The following is a 21,474-nucleotide window of genomic DNA, read 5'->3' on the forward strand; positions in this document are numbered from 1 at the left end:
GTTAATATAATTTTGGAAGGAGAAAAAAGAAATGGGATTAGATCAAATCATTAAAGAATCAATCCGCGAAGTTGTTCGAGAGGAGATACAAGCTGCTTTAGCGCAGTTCCAACAACAATCACAACCAAACAAAGTAATGAGGGTGAAAGAAGCAGCAGAATATCTCAATATCGCTGTTTGTAGAATGTATGAATTAGCAAGTCATCCACAGTTTCCAGTGATTAGGGAAGGGCGCAAATTACTTTTCCTACAAAAGGATTTAGAAGCTTGGCTTGAAACACAAAAGGAGGTGATTTAGTGGAAGATACAACATCGTTAGTTATATTCGCAATGTTTATCGCGTGCAGCGCATTGTTACTTTACATTACTTATGAACCAATAAAACAGTGGGCTTGGAGTGACGTAAAACAAAATAAAAAGACCCATGGCAGTGGGTCCTTTAAGAAAAAACAGTTGTTATAAGTATATCACGAAAAGTAGGGAAATAGTAGATGCGTCTAACTGAATATCAAGTGCTATTACCTAATAAGTTTTGGAACTTAGCAAAGAGCAGGGATGAATTAAAGCAAATGATTGAACAGTATTTCAAGGCTGGTTATCCGCATTATGAAATTCAACGAATTATCAAAAGTGGACAAGTATATGTGGCGGTTTGTACAAGGAGGTAAATAAATGGCAACATTTCGAGTTAGTAAAAGTAAAAATTACACAACCATTAATAATACAGGTCTTCGAGATGAACGTTTAAGTTGGAAAGCAAAAGGAATATTGGCTTACATTTTATCGTTACCAGATGATTGGGTGTTTTACATGGAGGAAATATCTACTCATGCGAAAGATGGAATTGATAGTTTAAGAGTAGGAATGAAAGAACTAAAAAAATTCGGTTATGTTAGAAGGTTTCCTGTAAAAAACGAAAAGGGAAAGATTACTAACTGGGAGACAATTATTTATGAAGTTCCACAAGTGGAGAATCCAGATATGGAAAATCCACAAGTGGAAAAATCACAAATGGAAGTTCCATTTATGGAAAATCCCAAGCTACTAAATACTAAAGAACTAAGTACTAATAAACAAAATACTAATATACAAAGTAGTAGTAGCATCTTCTCTTTCTACGAAAATAATTTCGGTATTTTAAATTCATTCATAGCCGAAAGTATTTCACAATGGGTAAACGATACAAGCGAAAAACTTGTACAAGCAGCTATGGAGCGTGCTTTGAAACAGCAGAAGAAATGGAATTATGCTGAGGGGATTTTAAAACAGTGGGTTAATAAAAACATTCGTACTTTAGCTGATGTTAATGCAGCAGAAATAGAGTTTAAGAACAAAGGTGAAAAAGGAGCGAATAGAAATGGCAACACCAATGAAAAAACTGGCGGAATCCCTGGAATCGAAGGTGAATTACCATTCTGATCAATGTATGAATCACTCCTATGTAATAGGTGGACAAACAATCATTAAGCCAATTCAAATGATTATTTATCAAGGAAAACCTGTTTGCCCAAGATGTGTAGTTGAGCAAAACGATAAGGTTTTGGAAGAACAAGCTAACGCTCATTATAAGAAGATTAGCCGTTTGCAGAAATTCAACATGCTGGAAAAGGCTAGTGTTATTACAAACAAGGAAATTCCTCTTTCAAGATTATCTGATTACAGAACTGGGTGTGATGAAACGATTAGTCACAAGAAAGCTGTAGAAGAAACCTTGGAGGATTTAAAGAACGGAGAAATTAGAAAAGTTGTATTTACAGGAAATCAAGGGACGGCAAAAAGTTTCCTAGCATACAGTATGCTTCATGAATTAAATCAATATTTTTGGGATATCAGTCAAAAAGAAGAAAATTATAATCTTATGAAAAGTTGCTTGTACGTTGAATTAGAAGCAATAACAAGAATGATTATGGATTCTTTTGATGATAAGAGCAGTAAATATACACTTCAATATTTCGTCCAATTAATTGGACAAGCTGATTTGGTGGTATTAGATGATCTTGGGGCAGAAAGCGGGTCAACTGATTCGAATAGACAGGCATCGGATTTCATTCAACGCCTTTTATATGCGGTATCAAACGCTAGACAAGGAATGAGTACATTTACTACAACAAACTTTACCGGAAAACAACTTTTTAATAAATACGATGCTAAAACAGTTAGTCGTTTATTAGGGGATTCAAGGGTTTTGAAATTTACAACAGCTGATCAAAGGCTTACAAATTTAGGTTTCTAATAAGGAGGAATAAGCATGTGTGCATTATGCCGTAATACAGGGATTATTTGTAAAGAAACTTACCCAGGTGTAATTGAAACGAGTGGTTGTAATTGCGAAGTAGCAATCCAGCAGCAAGAAGAAAACGATAAGCGTTGGCAAGCATGGTTAATAAAATTTGAGTCAATGAAACAAGAGTTACAACCTAAGCAGCAACAAAAAGTTAGCTAACAAGAAAAAGGGGGATTTCAGTCGTATGAAGCCTACGAAAGTTGAAATCGATGTTACTGATAATAAAATTTATGTGGTCAAGAATGGTGAGGTTACGCTACTGAATCCTCCAGTAACAGGATTCGGGGAACAAGTAATTACTTGGCAAGGTGGAAAAGTTGATCGTGTTTCAACTACGATCACGGAAAAAATTAAATAACTGGGGATGCGATTATGAAGCAATTAACTATTGATGATGTTATAGGGAGTTTCCGCTACAACGCTATAAGCACCAGTGAAAAGTTTTTCAATCCAAGCTTTGAAGTACATTTTTACGATAAAGAGGAACGGCAAAAGATGGATTGCTTTGATGCTAGGAGTGAAGCTGAAGCTTGGGATGCAACAATAGAAGAGCATGGGAAAGGTATTCAGAAGATTAGGATAACTCATTCGAAGCGTACCAGATCAGAATTTCTGGAACTAGACTAGGAGGGATAGAGAAAATGAAAAAGGTAATTGAAGAATATATCAATCATTTAAAACAGTCAGCAGTAGAGAACAGAAAGGAATCAGACAAAGCGTATGAAAATGGCGATTTAGGTTTATCAGGATACTTACGTGGGCAATGGATTGCTAATGAAGGAATAGCAACTGCGTTAAAGACTATCTTAACTCAACACAGAGAGGAAAATGTGAGTTCAAATTTAATAAAGTAAGACCAAATTTGAATTTTGTTAAGAAATAAATGCTTTGCTTATGATATAGAGTCATTTTTGGATATTGGATTTACTAAGGAACTAAAAAAGTCTCTCCAATAAGATTTGAAGAGACTTTTCTGTCACATATCATAGCAATTTAGTTCCTATTAAAAGATGATTTAAGCTCTTTCTAAGTTTTTTATGGCGTACCGATAGTTATTGCCATCAATGCAGCAATTCTATCTAAAGCTTCCTGTACTGTAGTAGGAGGAAGAGGAGCCCAGTTTGCTGGATTAATAGGTGTATAAGCTAAATCGAAAGCATCATCAACTCTAATTAAAGATGTACTTGTTCCTATAAGATTTATTCGGGAACGAATAGGTAATGAATCAACTGTCGCTCTGACTCTTGTAATAACGTTATTAGCGCCGTTGACAAATAAATTTCCTGAATTAGGGCTGGGATTGAAGATGTTTTCTGTAATAGCAAAGCTGGTTAAATTTAGGGGGTCAATTGGAATATGACCAGGTAGCACATTTATAATGACATTACCATTTATTCCACCACCAACTAAATTGACTTGGGTATCTGTGGTTGCTTGCGAATTAATAGTAATATTGCCACTAGAAACGAACGAAGCAAACATAGCCATGTTAATTCCATTTTGAGTATAACCACCGGATAACATTGAATCACGGATATTCACTTGATTCACAGAAGTAGAAAGAGCTGTGAATATAGGAGTAGGGGTTATATTAACACTAACAAAGAATAATTTACCTGAAACGCTTTGCGCCGTTTGAAAATTAAAATCAAGAGGCCCACTTAGTAATGTCAGATTAACAAATCCAGATCTAGGATCCTGTGAAAAGTTCAAATCAAACCAAGACGGATCATTTATATCGAAAGGAATTTGTAATCTTGTTAATAAAGTACTAGTTCCTACTAATTGAACGTTAGCTTTTAAATGAATTAATGGTTCGATATAGTTGCCAGGTCCAATAGAGATAGCATAACGTTTCGTTATATTTAAAGGATCTGGAAATGGTGCAATAGCATCTGTTATTGATGCCATTGCTGCAGTCACTGTTAAAAATGGTGCGCATTCAGAACCATCAGCAGTAGCGTCATTACCAGCTTTGTTTACATAGACGATTTGTGTGAAAGTTGGTAGGGGTTCTATACATCCAGGTCCAGTAGGCCCGGTGCTTCCGGTAGGTCCGGTGTCCCCAGTAGGCCCGGTGCTTCCGGTAGGTCCGGTGTCCCCAGTAGGCCCGGTGCTTCCAGTAGGTCCGGTGTCCCCAGTAGGCCCGGTGCTTCCGGTAGGTCCGGTGTCCCCAGTAGGCCCGGTGCTTCCAGTAGGTCCGGTGTCCCCAGTAGGCCCGGTGCTTCCAGTAGGTCCGGTGTCCCCAGTAGGCCCATCGGGTGGTCCAGTAGGCCCGGTAGCCCCAGTGGGTCCAGTAGGCCCATCGGATGGCCCAGTAGGCCCAGTAGGCCCGGTAGGCCCAGTATCGCTATTAGGTCCAGTAGGCCCAGTAAGTCCAGTGGAACCAGTAGGCCCGGTAGGTCCAGTAGGCCCAGTAGGTCCAGTAGGTCCAGTAGGCCCAGTAAGTCCAGTAAGTCCAGTGGAACCAGTAGGCCCGGTAGGTCCAGTGGAACCAGTAGGCCCGGTAGGTCCAGTGGAACCAGTAGGCCCGGTAGGTCCAGTGGAACCAGTAGGTCCGGTAGGCAGAGTGAATGGTGGAATAGCTGGTAAAGTAGGTCCAAGTAAATCAGGATTTATTAAAGTGGAAGATAATAACTCGTCCATAATAATTTCACCTCTAAAAAATTAGTATTTCTAATAATAAATGCGGAAATAGAGAAAAGTGAAATGGACAAGTGAAAAAATTAGACAATGGAATTTTCATAAAAGCATTATTTTAATCAAAAAGAGCACCATTTGCCCTAAGGGTGCTCTTCGACCAAGAACTATATTTTTTATAGTCCGTATAAGTATATGTTGTTGCTAATAAATAGTGCGATAAAAGAAACACATATTGTACAAATCAACTTGTGGGTTAAGGAAAGAAAATCACATACCAAATTGATAATAATGCAATCCATCCAATAGTAAGGAATATGTATTTTAATATTTTCATAAATGCTCCTTTTAGATATAGGATGCACCAAGCTAGAGAATGTTATTAATTTTTAAACAAAATTCTTATTTAACAACAAATAAAAAGAGCGCTAATCAAGAGCGCTCCGTATACCTTGTTATAACGAAAGTGACGAACTCACATTATACAGAAAGGTAGTATTAAAGTATGTAAAAGTATGAAATTGGTGAATGGGTTCAAACGAAATTTTTATTTAGTTAAAAAGAGGTCCTAAGAAACTAGGACCAAAAGCGAAGTATCATCTTTAAAGTGAAAGTAAAAAGATTGATATGTGCTTATTCTATCACAAATCGAAATTTAAAAAAATTAAACGATTAAAAAATGATTTACAAGGATAAAGCATAGTTGCTTTATGATTGATTTCTCTTTAACCTAAGTAATTACCCTACCTGAAAAATACTTATACTTGCAGATACATTTGTTAAAGAGCCGCCATCATTATTAGATAGGGTGATAGTACCTGCTGAAGAAGTATTATTTATTAAAGTTAATGTTGAAGGAACAGTTGTTACTGTGAAAGCAACAGTACCTTGATTTATAGAATGTGGAGACCCAGTTCCATAACGACCACCAGGAATTGGTGTACCATTTAGTGCAAAGGAAAATTGGTTTTCACGAGCAGCTTCTAACTGGAATTCTGCTACATATGTTCCTCTGGTGTTAATTGTAATATTTCCAGTGCCCGCTATATGGGTAAAAGCGCTACCTATTATAGGTCCATTGGTATTAAAAGTGACACTGCCACCTACTACAATTGACTGATTGGTAGTATCAAAAATATATAGGTAGTTTGTTAAACCTACACCAGCAGGACCAGTAACACCAGTCGGTCCAGTAATGCCAGTAGATCCAGTGTCACCAGTCGGTCCAGTAACACCAGTCTTTCCAGTAACGCCAGTCGGTCCAGTAACACCAGTCGGTCCAGTAATACCAGTCCTTCCAGTAACGCCAGTCGGTCCAGTAATACCAGTCCTTCCAGTAACACCAGTCGGTCCAGTTGGATGGTGGGGGATGATAATAGGTTTAACATCTGAAAAAATAAATGTATTGAATATATCTCTATTTTTGTATTCTATCAAAATCACCTCATCTTTGTGTTTAGAAAAATAGTAGCATAATCTTTTTTATTAATGTTTCATTTATATATTATTAGTTTAATTAAATTTGGAATCAGCAAATAACTACCTTTGCACTTTTGTTTTAATAACATTGTTATTTCGTGTTAATGAAAAGAAAGGTAGATTACTATGAGTAGATTACTATGAGTAGATGCCTCTATACAATAACATATGCTTGTCCAGTTAAAAGGTGAATAGATAAAAGAACCCGTTTGTTATAAACGGATTCTTCCCACAAGGTTTGCAAGAAATTCAAGGTAACTAGACCGGAGCACTTATTGAAATTCTTGTGATAATACTGTATGCAAAGGAATTAATAAGGTTAAAGAAATTTAAACAAAATCCTTATTTAAATGAAGAAGCCCTAGAGTTAGGGCTCTAGGGCTTCTTGTGTTGGTATATCTCACACAATTTTATAAAAAGAATAGAACGTACTGAAGATAACACATGAATGTTTCATAAATGTATCAAAAAAGTGAACAAAATCGTTATTTTAATTAGTTCAGCCCCTTGAAGGGCGCTCCAAGGGGCTAAGATTCGAGAACTTGTAAACTCTTGTTTAATTACATGAAAACTCCCTAAGGAGAATCTATGATATTTTAACACTCAACTAACTATTTTGACAAATGTATATTGATAAAAGAAACCCCGATTGTCGACGGGGCTTCTAAGGGTAAGTGCCAAGTAATGACGTACTCGACTAATTAACCATATCATGAATTTTTTGGTAAAAATACTGGTAAATGTGTCCAATTATATGGGGGTTAATTTGAACAAAAACGCTATTTTAGTAGAAAACATTAAAAAGGACCCGATTAGGGGTGCGGGTCCTTTTAATGGAGCGATAGAACTTCATGGGATTACCAATACATTACCATAAAAGGAAATAAACTCCCAGTGTGTGGGTGTTGAGAAAACTTTATATAAATACTTCATTTTGTAGAAATAAAAAAGGCGATTGTCGCCAAATCGCCTTTTGATAAGACAGAGCACTTTCAAACATAAGGTATTCGGTGTTTAATGATATGTGCAAATAAAAGAGCAGCTAGCAAAAGCTAACTACTCGGTCCTCCAAGGGGGAACAAGGAGAAAGTAACTTAATGGGTTGTCTACAGTATTGACGGAATATTGAGTTTTATTCAGGGGAGGAATCATAATTTATAAATTAGATTATGATATTCGCTATTACCCATATCGCCCAGAAAAGAACTAAAAATTCAATCGTAATCCAAAGTGCTTTTTTCTCCGATTTTTTAAACTCTTTTATTAAAGAGAAAACAGCACTAATTGCTATAAGGATGAAAAGAACGAGTCTTATTGTATCTGGCATTTTAACCACTCCTAATTTTGAATTAAGTTTATTATATAACGATTTTAAAATTTTTAGATAATTATTGATGAGAATTAAGCTAAATTTAAACAAAATAATCCTTTTATAAGAAAGTGAGGTTAGGAGAATGACTAATTTAAAGAAAAGAAAAATTAGGAAAGCTATCGCGCGTCGCACAAAGGCAGTAGAGAAATATCAAGTTGATAACGCTTGGAGAAATATTTTTGTGAAAGCTGGAATAATAAAATAACAGTACTGGAGGGATAGAAAATGAATGGTATACAGTTTTTCGGAATGTATTTGGCTCTTTACTTAATCATCATGTTTGTGACCTTTAGTAATGCGAAAAGCTTCATACAAGCTGGAATTATTATGGTACTTGTAATCTTGATTTCGGAAGTTGATCATAGATATGGATTTTATAAGGGAAGCAAGAAAGCTAAAAGCAAACAAATATAGTCCGGCTAGAAAACTAGAGGACACCAATTCATTAAAGCAGCAATTATGGCTGTTTTACGAATGGGTGTCCTTTTTATTTTGAAAAGGGAGATGGGGAAATGAAGGGGTTAAGAGATCAATTACGTGAATGGAAAAAGCAATCAAATAAAACAAAGAAGAAAAAGAAGAAAAAACGAAAAGAGAAATTTAGCACTCGTGAAATTGAAGATTTAATGGGAATGCATAGGCCTTGTTATGAACGAAGACGTGGAGCAATAAGACAAAAGTAATTTAAAAATAAAAAGGAGTGGTCTTACATGACTAAACAATTATCTTTCTTACCAAAAATTGATAGAACAGCGACACAAGAGGAATTAGAAGGTGTGTTGGAAAGCGTACGTATACATAGACAATTTGGGATGATGCGTAAAGAAATGAAAGTCACTCCTTCTTATGAAATACGTGAGCACGGTCCTACACATACAGTTGGTAAGCCGTTAGAAGATGTTGCTATAGCAAATATCCAACAAAGTAAACGAGAAGAGTGGCTTGAAAGAATGTCAGTACGTATAGATCAGTTTCTAAATCGATTAGGGAACGGACGTGCAGGAAGCATTCAAAGAGATATTATTTATAAACGCTATTTAGAAGAAGAGGACGTATGTGATTACATGGTTTATAACGAAATAGGGATGTCAGAACGTACTTATCGACGTTGGAAGTCTAAAGCGTTTTATAAGCTTGCTTTTGCACTTGGATTAGAAGTTTACGAGACAGAAGAAACGGGAGGTAATGAATAATGAATTTTGTTCAACCGATACGTGATCCGGAGCAAATACAGCAGTTAAAAGATTATTTTAAGGAAAAGAGCTTACGTAATTACATTCTCTTCATTATGGGAATCAATACAGGCCTGAGAATCTCGGACATTTTGAAATTGAAGGTAGGAGATGTCAAAGGTAGTCATATATCTATGAGAGAAGAGAAAACAGGGAAACAGAAACGAATACAAATTACTGCAGCATTGAAAAGAGAACTTAAATGGTTTATTGAAGAAAGAGAAGACAATGAGTATTTATTACAAAGCAGACAAGGTAGGAATCGCCCAATCGGTCGCAGTATGGCATATAAGATATTAAGTGGAGCAGCGGCAGATTTTGGGCTAGATGAAATAGGAACACATACACTGAGAAAGACGTACGGGTATCATATGTACATGCAAACGAAAAACATAGCATTACTTATGGAGATATTCAATCACTCGTCAGAGAAGGTCACGTTACGTTATATAGGTGTAAACCAAGATGCAATGGATAAAGCAATGACTAGATTTAAAATTTAATCATTGCTTATCTCTTTTTAAATCTAGAGTTATTGCAGCATTTTGGAAAAAACTACGCTAAGAGTTTGCAAGGTTTTATACAGTTTCAGTAACAAACAAGAACCCTAAAAACGTGTTAGGATAGGAATATATAATGCATAGATCCATATAACAAAAAAAAGAAGGTTCCTTGGTGGGCGTACGGTTTTCTCTTTTCAGTGATACCGATAATATTGCGTTATGTTAACTTTCTATGAATATCATATTCAACCAAAATTACCCTTATTGATGTTATAATTAAATTCTTGGAGGGGTATTATGGAATTTATTGTGGATATTTTATTTTATTTTGGGTTTTATTTTGGATCACTGTTTCTTATAATTGGTACCGCATTAGTTTTATTTATTATGGCTGCATTACCAAAAATCTGGAGTAAAAATCTATCATTCGTAATGCTCGGTTTAGGGATAAATATAATTACTATTCCGTTGTCTTTTTTTATAGGTGGGATGGCAACAGATTCTCCTGATAGTACTAGGTTAGATTTTTGGAAAGGATTTTTCTTTATTCAAAAAATACCGCTCTTTTTACTGATTTTTTTATTATTTTTAACTGTGGTGTTGTGGTTTATTCGTAAGAACAAGAAAAAAGTAAACATATAGAATTTTAAAACGACTTCCAATAACGATAATTATTTAAATAAGCTGTCCACATGGGCAGCTTATTTTATTTTTCCGCATAGCTTAGGTTATTTTGCAAAATGCTGGTGGTATCCCTATACAGTTACTCATAATTTTCGTACTGTGTAACTCAAAAGAGAAAGTGAAACGAAATCAATGATACCAAGCGATTCAGAGAAGGGGTCAGTTACACACAATATAAGATATGGGTAAGTGGTAGTATCAAGGAATTGAATGGTGTATATACATAAATATAAAATGTAAGGGGGAAGTAATGGTGATTCATGTTAAATGAAGAACTATTAGAAGTAATAATTAGATACAAAAGGAATACTGGAAAAAATCCTGATGTGTTAAAGCTAAATCCAACTTATTTTAGAAATATTTTAGAAGAATTGAATTATCCAAAGTGGATTATTAAAAAGAAAATGACAGAAATGAAAAAAAGTATATTTGGTGTACCGGTGGAATTAACAGATGCAGTCGAAAAATTTGAACTATGAAAAGGCTGGCAGAGTTGTGACCGCTTTTTGGCAGGAAATGTTTCGGTTATTTTGGAATTAACGTGTTATATTTGTATTGTGGGAAGTGGCGGGAAACACAACTCACTATGTTGTTTCTAAAATTCTAAACGGTTCGTAATGATGGCACATAAAATCCGAAACCAGCAGATGGTAATGATTGAATGATACCGTTATTAAGGAGAGCTTTTGCTCTTCTTCCAGTTAATTAATATTGTTGGAACAGATGAGTATAGCGGTACTTAGTAGTTGGAAGAAGAATAAAACCTCATTTAGCATATTTATAGTAATAGCATAAGAGATTGACGAAAGAGCAACTGATGCATGGTTGCTCTTTTATTAATAGTTTTAATAGGAATATACTTTCTATGCATGCTATAATAATATTGGCTTATAATTCCAATATTAAAGGTAGAAAGGATTGTGGCACGAATGAGTAAATTAGATCAAACTATCAGCAAATTAAAAGCATATATAGGTGAAGATCATGAGGAAAAGAAATTAATAGAGAAATTTAATGAATTAACTCCAATTTTTAAAAAGATGGACAATGAATTCCCTAAATCTGGTAATGTAGAGCATTTAGTAATTTCTTATAGCGATAATAAGTATGTAAAAATCGGAAGTGATAAACTTGAATTACGTCTTGATAAAGAGAGAAATGTAATCGTAGTTTATAATCATAAGGGCATGCAAGCTACTACATTAGATGAGATAGTACTGCAAGAAAATGAGTTATATTGTGTAGGACGTGGGGAGAAGCTCACAGAAGATATTCTAAGTGATTATCTAAATGAAGTTTTTGGAGAGATTTTAACAGGTGAATAAGTCATTAAGAGCATTCCTTATGGAGTGCTTTTTATTATGTATAATCACTTTATTTAATATATTTCAATTTGATAAAAGGGATAGGTATTATTGTGTCGAAATATAGTTTTAGGAGAGTGATGAAAAGTGAATTTTGACGAACAAATTGCGACATACAAACAACAGAAGCAACAATTATTAGATGAAATGGAAGGGAAAAAGGAGATGTTTTTGGATGAACTAGTAAAATTTACAGCTAGTTGGTTTGAAGAACATACAATGCATTCTATTAAAAATAACCCTGAAAAAGTCATTGGATTAGGGGAAGATAAGGCTAGGCAATTAAAAACGGAATTGAAAGAACTTGCAAACAGAAGTGATGAATTGGTCAAGAACTACATGTGTGAGGATGATTTATGGTGGCATATGAATGAAAATAAACATTCGTATTTTGCAAAAGATTATAAATTACAAGAAAAACATGAAAAGAAAATAAGGTTGATGTTTGGTGAGTTAGGAAAGATTTTAATTGCATACGATATAGAAAAGGCTTCTTCAGAATCTCAAAGAAATTTTTCTAGTAGTTGGTTTTATGATGGTTATAATAGTGAGGATAAAAAGAATATAAGATATGCTTCTAGTGTTACATTTTCAAAGGAACTTCATACTTTAGATAAAGAATATATTGAATTAATAAATAAAGTTCAAGAAATTAATTGGAAAAGCGAAGATTTAGAAGAACAGAAAAAAGTTGAAAATGTAGAAGATTGGTGGACGTCGCTTTAATATAAAGATTAAGTAATAAGTCACACTCGAAAAGAGTTGTGGCTTTTTATTGTGTAAAAATTACATAGGTGGTGTTTAGTAAATGATTACTGAAATTAGAAAAACAATATCAGGTACAGAGTATTGGGATAACAAAGAAAAGCGAAGTCTATTTGTACCAACTGGTGAAGAACCAGGATTCGGAGTAACTGTTAATCCTGAGAGTATGATCTTGGGCATGGACTTATCAAGTAAACCAGATACTACAGTAGTGACAGTACCATTTAATGATATGACAGTGAAACAGTTACGTGAGTATGCTGATGAGCTAGGCATTGAGATTCCTTCTGATATTAAAAAGAAAGAAGACATCATTGAATTACTATCATGAAATACTGTGACTTCAATGGCTGCCATAACAAGATAAGCAAAGGACGTTACTGTGAAGAACATAAGCGTAACAAACCAAGGAAGAAGAAAGATAAGAAGAATATCTATCATCATGAGAACAAGCCATTCTATCGTACTGATGCATGGAAGTTTGTCAGGTCAAAGGTATACGAAAGAGAGAATGGATGCTGTCAACGATGTGGAAGGTTCGTCTTTGGTAGACGTGCTCATGTTCATCATGTAATACCAATCAAGGAAGATCCAATTCTTAAATTAGAAGAGAATAATCTAAGATTACTTTGTCCAGTTTGTCATACAATCGAAGAAAATGAAGATAAACCAAAAAAAGTTTTTCCGAGTTATTTCGGAAGCCCCCCTATCAAAAATTAAAAATTCCTCTCTGGGGAGGATAGGTAGCGTAGGGGGCATATCAATAGTTGCACCATTTTTTTAAAAATGAAGGGGGGTGTGAAAATGGCGCGAATGTCAAAGAAGAAAAAGTTGGAAATGTTAGATGTTGCAAGGGATGAAGAACGAAATAGAATCATAAGATTATTGACTGAAGATGACAATTTCACACCTTCCCTAGAACCATTAATTGATAATTATTTAGATGCTTTTATCATTTATAAAACGATGTTTGAAGAATGGAAAGCCGATGGTTTTGCTCCTACAAAAACGCATAAAAACAAGGCTGGAGCAGTAAATGAAATGAAACATCCGCTCGCTCAACAAGTTGAAACTTGGAATGATAAGAAGAATAAAATGTTAGAAGCTCTAGGAATGACGAATAAGGGAAAAAGTGTACAAAAAACGCCTAAAAATGCAGAGAATATCCAAACTGATGAGCCTAAAGATGAGTTAGCGGCTCATCGGAATAAATGGCGGAAATCTAAATGATTATTACACCAGGCGTTAACTACGCTGATAAATATGCGAATAACGTCATGCGTAACAAAAAGAAATACCCGAAATCGATTATTCTTGCGGTAGAACGTTATAAGAAGTGGAAAAAGCGTAAAGAGATTTGGTTTGATGTAGATCGAGCGAATGAAATGTTAGATTTCGTTCAATCATTCATTCGCCATGTTAAAGGACCACTTGCAGGTCAATTGATGGAATTAGAGCTTTGGGAAATGTTTGTTTTTGCGAATATGTATGGTTGGTATCATAAAAACGAAAAAGGAAAAACAGTCCGTGTTATTCGTGAATCATATGTTCAAGTACCAAAAAAGAACGGAAAAACAATTATTGCAGCAGGTGCATTGCTCTATGCTATGTATGGAGAACTTGAACTTGGAGCGGATTGTTATTGTGCGGCATCAGATTATGAACAAGCGCAAAATGCAGCTGAACCAATTGCACAAGCGATAGAAAACTCCGAACCTCTGGCACGGCATACACAAATTTATAAAGGTGTGAATGGAACAGTTAGTGGTGCTATGTATCGATATAGCATCAATGGAATTGCATATCAAAATAAATTCAAAGTATTAACGAAAAACACGAAGGGTCTTGAAGGAAAGAACCCTTATTTTGTGTTAAATGACGAGCTCCATGCACAAGAAAATATGGACATGTATGATAACTTAAAGTCAGCGCAGATTTCTCGTGAACAACCAATGATGCTTAATATTTCAACGGCTGGTAAGGGTGCTTCATCTGTTGGTATGCGTGTTTATAAATATGCGAAACTTGTTCTTGAAAATGATGATGATGATTCCTTATTTGTTGCAATCTGGGAACCTAATAAAAATTATGATTGGGAAGATCGTAAAGTTTGGAAAATGGTTAACCCGAATATTGGTGTTTCCGTTACGATGGAACAACTTGAGATTGAATTCAAAAAAGCGAAGCAGTCCGCACATTCAAAAGCTGAGTTCCTTTCAAAACATTTAAATGTTTTCGTAAATGGTGCGGATAATTATTTTGAACATGATCAAGTACAACATGTTCTTGTGAAAGATTTGGGTGATCTTACAGGTGAAATTTGTTATTTAGGATTAGACTTATCTAAAACAACAGACTTAACATGCGTGAGTTTAAACTTCCCTTCACATGATGATGAAGGAAGGTCGATTATAAAGGTGAAACAAATGTATTTCCTTCCTAATGAAAATATTGATTTTAAAGAAAAAGAGGATAACGTTCCATATACAGATATGGTTGAACGTGGTTTTGCTACGTTTTGTGATGGGAAGATGATTGACCAGGATCAAATTATGGAATATATCGTTGAATGTATGGATTTATATGATGTGCAACAAATAAACTACGATCCAGCGATGTCTCAAAAGTTAATAGAAAAGCTTGAAAATCTCGGTTTAGAGTGTATTGCAGTAAATCAATATCCAAACGTTATGAACGCAATGCTTGATGATTCAGAAATATTAATTTATGAAAAGCGTTTAATTACGGACAATCCTTTATTTGTTTATTGTGCTCTTAATGTTGTAGTAGTAACAAATATTAACGGAATGAAAGCCCCGAGTAAGCGACAGTCCAAAAAGAAGATTGATGGATTTGTTGCTTTTTTATGTGCTCATAAAGAAACTATGATGGTTATGGATAGCATAACAGAAGAAGGCATGGATGAATTGATTGGTGATATTTATAGATAAAAAAAGTAGTTTCATACTTTATCAGTTATACTAAATATAAATATTAACTGATAAGGAAGTGTTTTTGTGATAGAAGTAAAAGATTTAAAAGAATTTATTCAAGCGATTGGGCCAGTTTTCACAGTTCTAAGTACATTAGCAGCTGTTTGGTTGACCCAGAAAGGGAATAGGACAACTCAAAAAAATTTATTAGAGCAGCAAATAATCCGAGATGAGATAAAAGAAAAAAGAAATGAACTGAAAGAAACTCTAGAAGTCTATAATAAAATCCTTAAAGTTGATGGAGAAAGTACAGTAGTAATTGATGAAGATGGTAAGCTTAGGGAATTTGATTTCAACATATATCAAGAAGAAGTTCGACCAATTCTTTATGAAAAGTATCATTTATTGCATGATGAGGTTGCAAAGATAGTGGCTTGCATAGACCTCGATATTAAAAGATGCAAACTCTTTGGAGAAGCCGAGGACAGCGATCATTATGGTCTCTGTAAAGATTACGATAATTTAATTAGGAATATCCGAAAGAATATTTACGACTTTCGTAAGGAAGGTAGTAGAGAAGAGATGTCTTAAGTAAGGTGGTGAGAAATTGGGTTTAAGGGATAGGTTTTCAAATTATTTATTTAAAAAGGCTGAAAAGCGTGGTTATCTTGATAATGTTTTAGGAAAAAGCATCCGTTACAGCGGCGTGTATGTTACGGATTCAAACATCTTGCAATCTAGCGATGTTTACGAGTTGTTACAAGACATAAGTAATCAAATGGTATTGGCTGATATTGTTGTGGAAGATGAATTTGGGAATGAAATCAAGGATGATATTGCCCTTCAAATCTTAAGGAATCCCAATAACTATCTAACACAATCAGAATTCATTAAATTAATGACGAATACTTATTTACTCGAGGGAGAGACATTCCCGATATTAAACGGTGCTCAAATACATTTAGCTTCCAATGTTTTTACAGAGTTAGATGATAATTTGGTAGAGCATTTCAATATTGGTGGTCATGAGATTCCTCCATGTATGATTCGGCATGTGAAAAATATTGGTGCAGATCATTTAAGAGGAAAAGGTATTCTTGATTTAGGAAGAGATACACTCGAGGGCGTTATGTCAGCTGAGAAAACTTTAACTGATAAATATAAAAAGGGTGGATTGTTAACATTCTTGCTAAACTTGGATGCTCATATCAATCCACAGAATGGCGCGCAGTCAAAGTTAATCAATGCAATTTTAGATCAACTAGAATCAATTGATGAAGCAAGGTCTGTAAAAATGATTCCTCTTGGAAAAGGGTATTCAATTGACACGCTTAAAAGCCCGTTAGACGACGAAAAGACTCTAGCATATCTAAATGTGTATAAAAAAGATTTGGGTAAATTTTTAGGTATAAATGTGGACACATATACAGAGTTAATCAAAGAAGATATTGAGAAAGCAATGATGTATATCCACAATAAAGCAGTTAGACCAATAATGAAAAATTTTGAAGACCATTTGAGTCTTCTTTTTTATGCCCAAAATTCTGGGAAACGAATTAAATTCAAGATTAATATTCTTGATTTTGTTACTTATAGCAACAAGACAAATATCGGTTATAACCTTGTACGTACAGCCATTACTTCACCTGATAATGTCGCCGATATGCTTGGATTCCCTAAACAAAATACAAAGGAATCACAGGCCATTTATATTTCAAATGATGTAACTGAAATCGGCAAGAAAGAGGCAACAGATGGTTCATTGGGAGGAGGTGAAGAGAATGAAAATTGAGGTCCGAGGGAATCAAGTCATACTTGATGGATATGTGAATGTTGTGGACAGAGAAAGTCGAATGTTACCTTCTCCAAGGGGATATTTCAAAGAGAGAATTGTCCCTAAGACGTTTGAAAAAGCGTTAAAGAAAGCAAAGAATGTGGACTTACTTTTTAACCACGATAAGAATAGAAATCTTGGTTCTATTGAAAACGGAAATCTGGAATTGTATGAAGACAATATTGGTTTAAGAGCCATCGCTACGGTTACAGATGAACAAGTGATTAAGAAGGCAAGGAATAAAGAATTACGTGGTTGGTCATTTGGTTTTGTTTCTGAAAAAGATTCATGGGAAGAAGGTGAATCTGGTGTTCAAAAACGCTCTATTGAAGAACTAGAGCTTTTAGAAGTTTCTATTTTGGATATGACACCAGCCTATGTTGCAACTTCCATTGAAACCAGGGGCGAAAATACAGCCATGATTGAAATGAGAAGTGAAGAAGCAGCTGTAAAAACAGTTGTGGAAGATGATACTGAAGAAAGAAGCGATCTTATCAAACAAATAAAAAAAGTTTTGGAGGAAAATTAACATGAATTTAAAAGAAATCTTAAACGCATCTTTAACAAGAACGAAATCTCGATTAGCAGAATTACAAGGGAAAGTAGAAAAAAATGAAGTTCGTTCAGAAGAATTAGCAGCCGTAAAAGCAGAAGTAGAGCAATTAACAAAAGAAATTCAAACTATTTCTGAGGAATTAGCAAAGTTAGAAGAGAAAGAAAAAGAAGAAGATCCCGCCAAAAAGAAAGACGATGATCCAGAGAAAAAAGAAGATCCAACAGCAAAAGAAAATCCGAATGAAAAAACGGAACTGTCAGAAGAACAACGTTCCGCTATTTCAGCATCTATTGCAGCGGCTCTTTCTACTAAAGGTCATCGTACAAACAAAGAAACGGAAATTCGTTCTGTATTCGCTAACTACATTGTAGGTAATATTGATGAAAAGGAAGCTCGTGCATTAGGGTTAGTAACTGGTAACGGTTCTGTTACGATTCCAGATTTCTTGAGTAAAGAGATTATTACGTATGCTCAAGAAGAAAACTTCTTACGTCGCCTAGGAACAGGAGTGAAAACAAAAGAAAATATTAAGTATCCTGTTTTAGTTAAAAAGGCAGAAGCGCAAGGGCATAAAAATGAGCGAACAAATAATGAAATGCCAGAAACAGATATTGAATTTGATGAAATCGAACTATCACCAACAGAATTTGATGCACTTGCTACAGTAACGAAAAAGCTATTGGCACGTACTGGTTTACCAATTGAACAAATCGTAATGGACGAGCTGAAAAAAGCTTATGTTCGTAAAGAAACGCAATATATGGTGAATGGTGATGAAGCAAATAACATAAATGATGGTGCATTAGCAAAGAAAGCAGTTGAGTTTAAAACAGATGAGAAAAATCTTTACGATGCATTAGTAAAAATGAAAAATACACCAGTTAAAGAAGTTCGTAAAAAAGCACGATGGGTGTTAAATACAGCAGCACTAACAAAAATTGAAACAATGAAAACGGATGATGGTTTCCCATTACTTCGTCCATTTAATCAAGCAGAGGGCGGCATTGGTTATACATTATTAGGCTTCCCTGTTGAGGAAGAAGATGCCATTGATATTCCTGATTCACCAGATACACCAGTATTCTATTTCGGTGATTTCTCTAAGTTCTATATTCAAGATGTTATTGGATCACTAGAAGTACAAAAGTTAGTTGAGTTATTCTCACGTACAAACCGTGTAGGCTTCCGTATCTGGAACTTACTAGATGCTCAATTAATTCATTCTCCATTTGAAGTTCCGGTTTATAAGTATGTTTTAAAAGCTCCTACTGGGGCTTAATATGGATAATTTAATTGAGAAATTAAAATCTCATATTCATTGGGAAGAGGGTATGGATGATTCTATGCTCTCTTTGTATATTAAGCAAGGTCAACGATATGTAAAAAAAGCATGTGGAAGAGAAGTGGAATACCTGGTCATTATGTGTGCAGGTATTTTTTATGAATATCGTGTAGCTGAAAAAGAATTAGAACAAGCTTTGGATGCTTTGACACCATTCTTTGTCCAGGAGGTTTATGATGCCGAAGAGGAAGACGAATAAACTCAAATGGATGGGTGATTTACTCAAATTAGGAGAGACGATTGATCCAGTAACAGACCGTGTTGTGATGGGATATCCATTAGAACGGAAAATTCGATATAACAACATTGGAGTTACGGCCACTGATAAAGTCACAACAAAAGATACGAATGAAATTGTAAAGAAAATTGAAGTTCGTATTGATCGTGACATTGAAAACAATCAAAAGAATTATCGTGTAAAAGTTGGTGGCCGTATTTATAACATTGAGCGCATTTATGTAAAAGAAGAAGACCGATTGATGGAGGTGTCACTATCGTATGCAAATTAATTTTGAACAGTTACGAAGCCTTATGAAGAAGTCTGGTATTCCAGTTTCTCGTGATAATGCTCCTACAGGGATAGATTACCCTTATATTGTGTATGAATTTGTGAATGAGCAACATAAGAGGGCTTCTAATAAGGTCCTAAAAGATATGCCACTTTATCAAATTGCAGTTATCACAAATGGAACTGAGAAAGATTATGAGCCATTAAAGGCTGTTTTTAATGAAGTAGGCGTGTCTTATTCACAGTTTGATGGAATGGATTATGACGAGAATGACGACACTATCACGCAGTTTATAACGTATGTGAGGTGTATCCAGTAATGGCTTCAAATAACAATGGCTTTGCTGAAGCTTTAGAAGATATCAATACGCTATTACGGGTGAATAAAAAAGTAAGTTTGGATGCGTTAGATGAAGCAGCCAAGTATTTTGCTAGTAAATTAAAACCAAAAATCAATGTATCCAATAAAAACAAGCGGACACATTTAAGGGATAGCCTAAAGGTTGTTGTGAAAGATGATCGTGTATCTGTGGAATTTAAAGATGAAGCTTGGTATTGGTATTTAGTTGAACATGGCCACAAAAAAGCAAAAGGTAAGGGGCGTGTGAAAGGAAAACACTTTGTTCAGAATACCTTCGATGCAGAAGGGGATAAAATTGCTGATATTATGGCACAAAAAATAATAAATAGAATGTGAGGATGATATACATGACAATTGAAAATAAAGAAATTCAATACTCCGTAGGGATTGAAGATTTATATCTATGCTTGATGAAGGGAAATGAAACTTCTAGTGCACTACCAACTTATGAGGATATTGTTTATAGACAAACGAATATTTCTGATTTAACGATTTCCACTACTTCTACTAATTTTACAAAGTGGGCATCTAACAAAAAAATTATTAACATTGTCAAAAATACAGCGTTTGGATTAGCTTTTAATCTTGCTGGTCTAAATCGTGAAGTAAAAGATAAAATCTTTGCCAAAACACGTAAAAAGGGCGTGTCTTTTGAAACAGCGAAGGCGAAGGCGTATCCAAAGTTCGCAGTAGGTGTTGTATTTCCTTTAAATGATGGAACAAAAATATTACGTTGGTACCCAAAATGTACAGTTGCTCCAGTAGAGGAATCTTGGAAAACACAAGGTGATGAAATGACTGTGGATGACATTGCCTACACAATTACAGCAGATCCATTGTTATTTAATGATGTAACACAAGCTGAATTAGATACTGGTGATCCAGAGGCAAAAGGAATTAAAGTTGAAGATTTCCTAAAACAAGTAATTTGTGATGAATCTCAATTAACACAACTTGGTGGAACATCGACACCAGGGAAATAAGGAGTGATAGTATGGCACGTTTAAGTGATTTAGTTAACGTTAATATAACTAGAAATAGCATTAAGATACAGGGTGTCTCAATCCCTGTTATTTTTACGTTTGAATCATTTCCTTATGTGGAAGAAGCATTTGGAACACCCTATCATGAATTTGAAAAAGAAATGAATGATATGTTAAGAAAAGGTCAATTTAGCCTGGGAGAAAATGAAGCGAAATTGATGCGGGCATTAATTTATGCGATGGTACGTAGTGGTGGTACAGAATGTACATTAGATGAATTGAAAGGTGCTATTCCTATGAATGAATTACCTGATATTTTCATCGTTGTATACGAAATTTTCAGTGGCCAAACTTTCCAACATTCTGATATGGAGAAGTTGAAGCAAGAAAAAAAGTAAAAAATATACTGACTAAAAATGAGGAATCTCAGTCCGAATTGGACTGGGATTTTTATTTTTATGTCGGTAATACGTTGCTTGGTTTAAGTATGGATGACTTTTGGAAAATCACACCTGCACATTTTCTAAAGCAATTCATCATGCACCTAAGATATAACAATCCGGATGCATTGCATGAGCAGAAACCGAAACAAATTTACACGCTAGATCAAACACCATTCCTATAAGAAATGAGG

Annotated in this window: 36 protein-coding genes; 33 read left to right on the forward strand and 3 right to left on the reverse strand. The window is 34.9% G+C overall.

The window, feature by feature from the left end; genetic code table 11:
* The first annotated feature begins 31 nt into the window (after positions 1-31).
* From BC_RS12825 to BC_RS12855, 9 genes are read left to right on the forward strand one after another with little or no spacing between them, the layout of a single operon-like run.
* The gene (locus BC_RS12825; protein ID WP_000522024.1) at positions 32-298 is read left to right on the forward strand and encodes a helix-turn-helix domain-containing protein; all 267 of its coding nucleotides are present in this window, start codon (positions 32-34) and stop codon (positions 296-298) included.
* Positions 298-462: a hypothetical protein gene (locus BC_RS27670; RefSeq protein ID WP_000390298.1), complete on the forward strand. Its 165-nt coding sequence runs from the start codon at positions 298-300 to the stop codon at positions 460-462. Before BC_RS12825 ends, BC_RS27670 begins: the two co-directional genes overlap by 1 nt.
* A 29-nt stretch (positions 463-491) precedes the next feature.
* Positions 492-668, forward strand: coding sequence for a hypothetical protein (locus BC_RS27675; protein ID WP_001241130.1), 177 nt, complete (start codon positions 492-494; stop codon positions 666-668).
* Positions 669-672: 4 nt separating this feature from the next.
* Entirely contained in the window at positions 673-1,419 is a 747-nt protein-coding gene (locus BC_RS12830; RefSeq protein WP_000190248.1) for a DnaD domain protein, read from the forward strand.
* Positions 1,358-2,233: an ATP-binding protein gene (locus tag BC_RS12835; RefSeq protein ID WP_011110116.1), complete on the forward strand. Its 876-nt coding sequence runs from the start codon at positions 1,358-1,360 to the stop codon at positions 2,231-2,233. Before BC_RS12830 ends, BC_RS12835 begins: the two co-directional genes overlap by 62 nt.
* Positions 2,234-2,248: 15 nt before the next feature.
* On the forward strand, positions 2,249-2,443 hold the full coding sequence (locus BC_RS12840; protein WP_000332463.1) for a hypothetical protein: 195 nt from the start codon (positions 2,249-2,251) through the stop codon (positions 2,441-2,443).
* 25 nt (positions 2,444-2,468) lie between these two features.
* Positions 2,469-2,642, forward strand: a complete 174-nt coding sequence (locus BC_RS12845) for a DUF3954 domain-containing protein (RefSeq protein ID WP_000805171.1) — start codon at positions 2,469-2,471, stop codon at positions 2,640-2,642.
* Positions 2,643-2,656: 14 nt separating this feature from the next.
* Complete coding sequence (locus BC_RS12850) at positions 2,657-2,911, forward strand: hypothetical protein (protein ID WP_000811858.1); 255 nt, start codon at positions 2,657-2,659, stop codon at positions 2,909-2,911.
* A gap of 14 nt (positions 2,912-2,925) precedes the next feature.
* Positions 2,926-3,138, forward strand: a complete 213-nt coding sequence (locus BC_RS12855; RefSeq protein ID WP_000755581.1) for a hypothetical protein — start codon at positions 2,926-2,928, stop codon at positions 3,136-3,138.
* Between the two features lie 181 nt (positions 3,139-3,319).
* On the opposite strand, the gene bclF is transcribed toward BC_RS12855, so the two are convergent.
* The 3 genes from bclF to BC_RS27680 form a co-directional block, all read right to left on the reverse strand.
* Positions 3,320-4,930 carry an exosporium-associated protein BclF gene (gene bclF / locus BC_RS28330; RefSeq protein WP_000343919.1) on the reverse strand — a complete coding sequence of 537 codons (1,611 nt, stop codon included), beginning with the start codon at positions 4,928-4,930 and terminating at the stop codon, positions 3,320-3,322.
* A 732-nt stretch (positions 4,931-5,662) separates the two neighbouring features.
* Complete coding sequence (locus BC_RS12865; RefSeq protein ID WP_002196025.1) at positions 5,663-6,367, reverse strand: collagen-like protein; 705 nt, start codon at positions 6,365-6,367, stop codon at positions 5,663-5,665.
* Positions 6,368-7,565: 1,198 nt separating this feature from the next.
* Positions 7,566-7,730: a hypothetical protein gene (locus BC_RS27680; RefSeq protein ID WP_001113469.1), complete on the reverse strand. Its 165-nt coding sequence runs from the start codon at positions 7,728-7,730 to the stop codon at positions 7,566-7,568.
* Between the two features lie 127 nt (positions 7,731-7,857).
* On the opposite strand from BC_RS27680, the gene BC_RS12870 reads away from it, so the two are divergent.
* The 24 genes from BC_RS12870 (at position 7,858) to BC_RS12980 (ending at position 21,465) form a co-directional block, all read left to right on the forward strand.
* Positions 7,858-7,980, forward strand: a complete 123-nt coding sequence (locus BC_RS12870; RefSeq protein WP_000183173.1) for a DUF3983 domain-containing protein — start codon at positions 7,858-7,860, stop codon at positions 7,978-7,980.
* Between the two features lie 20 nt (positions 7,981-8,000).
* Complete coding sequence (locus BC_RS12875) at positions 8,001-8,189, forward strand: hypothetical protein (protein WP_001013362.1); 189 nt, start codon at positions 8,001-8,003, stop codon at positions 8,187-8,189.
* A 98-nt stretch (positions 8,190-8,287) separates the two neighbouring features.
* Entirely contained in the window at positions 8,288-8,458 is a 171-nt protein-coding gene (locus BC_RS27685) for a hypothetical protein (RefSeq protein ID WP_000677453.1), read from the forward strand.
* A 27-nt stretch (positions 8,459-8,485) separates the two neighbouring features.
* Complete coding sequence (locus BC_RS12880) at positions 8,486-8,968, forward strand: ArpU family phage packaging/lysis transcriptional regulator (protein WP_000166181.1); 483 nt, start codon at positions 8,486-8,488, stop codon at positions 8,966-8,968.
* A complete protein-coding gene (locus BC_RS12885) occupies positions 8,968-9,510 on the forward strand; it encodes a site-specific integrase (RefSeq protein ID WP_001012145.1) in 543 nt (180 codons plus the stop codon). Before BC_RS12880 ends, BC_RS12885 begins: the two co-directional genes overlap by 1 nt.
* A 297-nt stretch (positions 9,511-9,807) precedes the next feature.
* On the forward strand, positions 9,808-10,152 hold the full coding sequence (locus tag BC_RS12890) for a hypothetical protein (protein WP_000394432.1): 345 nt from the start codon (positions 9,808-9,810) through the stop codon (positions 10,150-10,152).
* A gap of 302 nt (positions 10,153-10,454) precedes the next feature.
* Positions 10,455-10,673: a hypothetical protein gene (locus BC_RS12895; protein ID WP_000930971.1), complete on the forward strand. Its 219-nt coding sequence runs from the start codon at positions 10,455-10,457 to the stop codon at positions 10,671-10,673.
* Positions 10,674-11,123: 450 nt separating this feature from the next.
* Positions 11,124-11,519, forward strand: coding sequence for a DUF3942 family protein (locus BC_RS12900; protein ID WP_011110117.1), 396 nt, complete (start codon positions 11,124-11,126; stop codon positions 11,517-11,519).
* Positions 11,520-11,645: 126 nt separating this feature from the next.
* Complete coding sequence (locus BC_RS12905; protein WP_001008298.1) at positions 11,646-12,284, forward strand: hypothetical protein; 639 nt, start codon at positions 11,646-11,648, stop codon at positions 12,282-12,284.
* Between the two features lie 82 nt (positions 12,285-12,366).
* Positions 12,367-12,654 carry a Rho termination factor N-terminal domain-containing protein gene (locus tag BC_RS12910; RefSeq protein WP_000627242.1) on the forward strand — a complete coding sequence of 96 codons (288 nt, stop codon included), beginning with the start codon at positions 12,367-12,369 and terminating at the stop codon, positions 12,652-12,654.
* Positions 12,651-13,043, forward strand: a complete 393-nt coding sequence (locus BC_RS12915) for an HNH endonuclease (protein ID WP_000872553.1) — start codon at positions 12,651-12,653, stop codon at positions 13,041-13,043. The genes BC_RS12910 and BC_RS12915 overlap by 4 nt, the downstream gene beginning before the upstream one ends.
* A gap of 84 nt (positions 13,044-13,127) precedes the next feature.
* Positions 13,128-13,553 carry a P27 family phage terminase small subunit gene (locus tag BC_RS12920; protein WP_000113451.1) on the forward strand — a complete coding sequence of 142 codons (426 nt, stop codon included), beginning with the start codon at positions 13,128-13,130 and terminating at the stop codon, positions 13,551-13,553.
* Positions 13,550-15,274 (forward strand): terminase large subunit, encoded by a 1,725-nt coding sequence (locus BC_RS12925; RefSeq protein WP_000587519.1) that lies wholly within the window; start codon positions 13,550-13,552, stop codon positions 15,272-15,274. Before BC_RS12920 ends, BC_RS12925 begins: the two co-directional genes overlap by 4 nt.
* A gap of 66 nt (positions 15,275-15,340) precedes the next feature.
* A complete protein-coding gene (locus BC_RS12930) occupies positions 15,341-15,847 on the forward strand; it encodes a hypothetical protein (protein WP_000573604.1) in 507 nt (168 codons plus the stop codon).
* A gap of 16 nt (positions 15,848-15,863) precedes the next feature.
* The gene (locus tag BC_RS12935) at positions 15,864-17,048 is read left to right on the forward strand and encodes a phage portal protein (protein WP_000524248.1); all 1,185 of its coding nucleotides are present in this window, start codon (positions 15,864-15,866) and stop codon (positions 17,046-17,048) included.
* On the forward strand, positions 17,038-17,619 hold the full coding sequence (locus BC_RS12940) for an HK97 family phage prohead protease (RefSeq protein WP_000687908.1): 582 nt from the start codon (positions 17,038-17,040) through the stop codon (positions 17,617-17,619). The genes BC_RS12935 and BC_RS12940 overlap by 11 nt, the downstream gene beginning before the upstream one ends.
* Before the next feature lies 1 nt (position 17,620).
* A complete protein-coding gene (locus BC_RS12945) occupies positions 17,621-18,925 on the forward strand; it encodes a phage major capsid protein (protein WP_001049345.1) in 1,305 nt (434 codons plus the stop codon).
* 1 nt (position 18,926) lies between these two features.
* Positions 18,927-19,187 carry a head-tail connector protein gene (locus BC_RS12950; protein WP_000369282.1) on the forward strand — a complete coding sequence of 87 codons (261 nt, stop codon included), beginning with the start codon at positions 18,927-18,929 and terminating at the stop codon, positions 19,185-19,187.
* Positions 19,165-19,497 carry a hypothetical protein gene (locus BC_RS12955; RefSeq protein WP_001126093.1) on the forward strand — a complete coding sequence of 111 codons (333 nt, stop codon included), beginning with the start codon at positions 19,165-19,167 and terminating at the stop codon, positions 19,495-19,497. Before BC_RS12950 ends, BC_RS12955 begins: the two co-directional genes overlap by 23 nt.
* Positions 19,487-19,816 carry a hypothetical protein gene (locus tag BC_RS12960; protein WP_001166632.1) on the forward strand — a complete coding sequence of 110 codons (330 nt, stop codon included), beginning with the start codon at positions 19,487-19,489 and terminating at the stop codon, positions 19,814-19,816. Before BC_RS12955 ends, BC_RS12960 begins: the two co-directional genes overlap by 11 nt.
* Positions 19,816-20,193, forward strand: coding sequence for an HK97-gp10 family putative phage morphogenesis protein (locus BC_RS12965; protein WP_000157919.1), 378 nt, complete (start codon positions 19,816-19,818; stop codon positions 20,191-20,193). Before BC_RS12960 ends, BC_RS12965 begins: the two co-directional genes overlap by 1 nt.
* Positions 20,194-20,204: 11 nt before the next feature.
* Entirely contained in the window at positions 20,205-20,840 is a 636-nt protein-coding gene (locus BC_RS12970) for a major tail protein (RefSeq protein ID WP_000151368.1), read from the forward strand.
* 11 nt (positions 20,841-20,851) lie between these two features.
* Positions 20,852-21,238: a hypothetical protein gene (locus tag BC_RS12975; protein WP_000113343.1), complete on the forward strand. Its 387-nt coding sequence runs from the start codon at positions 20,852-20,854 to the stop codon at positions 21,236-21,238.
* A gap of 38 nt (positions 21,239-21,276) precedes the next feature.
* On the forward strand, positions 21,277-21,465 hold the full coding sequence (locus BC_RS12980; RefSeq protein ID WP_006927278.1) for a hypothetical protein: 189 nt from the start codon (positions 21,277-21,279) through the stop codon (positions 21,463-21,465).
* Positions 21,466-21,474: the final 9 nt, after the last annotated feature.

The sequence above is a fragment of the Bacillus cereus ATCC 14579 genome, from assembly GCF_000007825.1.
In the GTDB taxonomy this organism is placed as follows: Bacteria; Bacillota; Bacilli; order Bacillales; family Bacillaceae_G; genus Bacillus_A; species Bacillus_A cereus.

Coding starts and splice junctions, on each gene's coding strand:
- BC_RS27685 (WP_000677453.1), top strand. CDS start 8,288: ATGAAGGGGTTAAGAGATCAATTACGTGAATGGAAAAAGCAATCAAAT.
- BC_RS12915 (WP_000872553.1), top strand. CDS start 12,651: ATGAAATACTGTGACTTCAATGGCTGCCATAACAAGATAAGCAAAGGA.
- BC_RS12950 (WP_000369282.1), top strand. CDS start 18,927: ATGGATAATTTAATTGAGAAATTAAAATCTCATATTCATTGGGAAGAG.
- BC_RS12895 (WP_000930971.1), top strand. CDS start 10,455: ATGTTAAATGAAGAACTATTAGAAGTAATAATTAGATACAAAAGGAAT.
- BC_RS12825 (WP_000522024.1), top strand. CDS start 32: ATGGGATTAGATCAAATCATTAAAGAATCAATCCGCGAAGTTGTTCGA.
- BC_RS12925 (WP_000587519.1), top strand. CDS start 13,550: ATGATTATTACACCAGGCGTTAACTACGCTGATAAATATGCGAATAAC.
- BC_RS12845 (WP_000805171.1), top strand. CDS start 2,469: ATGAAGCCTACGAAAGTTGAAATCGATGTTACTGATAATAAAATTTAT.
- BC_RS12940 (WP_000687908.1), top strand. CDS start 17,038: ATGAAAATTGAGGTCCGAGGGAATCAAGTCATACTTGATGGATATGTG.
- BC_RS12910 (WP_000627242.1), top strand. CDS start 12,367: ATGATTACTGAAATTAGAAAAACAATATCAGGTACAGAGTATTGGGAT.
- BC_RS27675 (WP_001241130.1), top strand. CDS start 492: ATGCGTCTAACTGAATATCAAGTGCTATTACCTAATAAGTTTTGGAAC.
- BC_RS12975 (WP_000113343.1), top strand. CDS start 20,852: ATGGCACGTTTAAGTGATTTAGTTAACGTTAATATAACTAGAAATAGC.
- BC_RS12945 (WP_001049345.1), top strand. CDS start 17,621: ATGAATTTAAAAGAAATCTTAAACGCATCTTTAACAAGAACGAAATCT.
- BC_RS12870 (WP_000183173.1), top strand. CDS start 7,858: ATGACTAATTTAAAGAAAAGAAAAATTAGGAAAGCTATCGCGCGTCGC.
- BC_RS27680 (WP_001113469.1), bottom strand. CDS start 7,730: ATGCCAGATACAATAAGACTCGTTCTTTTCATCCTTATAGCAATTAGT.
- BC_RS12875 (WP_001013362.1), top strand. CDS start 8,001: ATGAATGGTATACAGTTTTTCGGAATGTATTTGGCTCTTTACTTAATC.
- BC_RS12920 (WP_000113451.1), top strand. CDS start 13,128: ATGGCGCGAATGTCAAAGAAGAAAAAGTTGGAAATGTTAGATGTTGCA.
- BC_RS12855 (WP_000755581.1), top strand. CDS start 2,926: ATGAAAAAGGTAATTGAAGAATATATCAATCATTTAAAACAGTCAGCA.
- BC_RS12850 (WP_000811858.1), top strand. CDS start 2,657: ATGAAGCAATTAACTATTGATGATGTTATAGGGAGTTTCCGCTACAAC.
- BC_RS12880 (WP_000166181.1), top strand. CDS start 8,486: ATGACTAAACAATTATCTTTCTTACCAAAAATTGATAGAACAGCGACA.
- BC_RS12830 (WP_000190248.1), top strand. CDS start 673: ATGGCAACATTTCGAGTTAGTAAAAGTAAAAATTACACAACCATTAAT.
- BC_RS12960 (WP_001166632.1), top strand. CDS start 19,487: ATGCAAATTAATTTTGAACAGTTACGAAGCCTTATGAAGAAGTCTGGT.
- BC_RS12970 (WP_000151368.1), top strand. CDS start 20,205: ATGACAATTGAAAATAAAGAAATTCAATACTCCGTAGGGATTGAAGAT.
- BC_RS12965 (WP_000157919.1), top strand. CDS start 19,816: ATGGCTTCAAATAACAATGGCTTTGCTGAAGCTTTAGAAGATATCAAT.
- BC_RS12835 (WP_011110116.1), top strand. CDS start 1,358: ATGGCAACACCAATGAAAAAACTGGCGGAATCCCTGGAATCGAAGGTG.
- bclF (WP_000343919.1), bottom strand. CDS start 4,930: ATGGACGAGTTATTATCTTCCACTTTAATAAATCCTGATTTACTTGGA.
- BC_RS12955 (WP_001126093.1), top strand. CDS start 19,165: ATGCCGAAGAGGAAGACGAATAAACTCAAATGGATGGGTGATTTACTC.
- BC_RS12885 (WP_001012145.1), top strand. CDS start 8,968: ATGAATTTTGTTCAACCGATACGTGATCCGGAGCAAATACAGCAGTTA.
- BC_RS12900 (WP_011110117.1), top strand. CDS start 11,124: ATGAGTAAATTAGATCAAACTATCAGCAAATTAAAAGCATATATAGGT.
- BC_RS12840 (WP_000332463.1), top strand. CDS start 2,249: ATGTGTGCATTATGCCGTAATACAGGGATTATTTGTAAAGAAACTTAC.
- BC_RS12890 (WP_000394432.1), top strand. CDS start 9,808: ATGGAATTTATTGTGGATATTTTATTTTATTTTGGGTTTTATTTTGGA.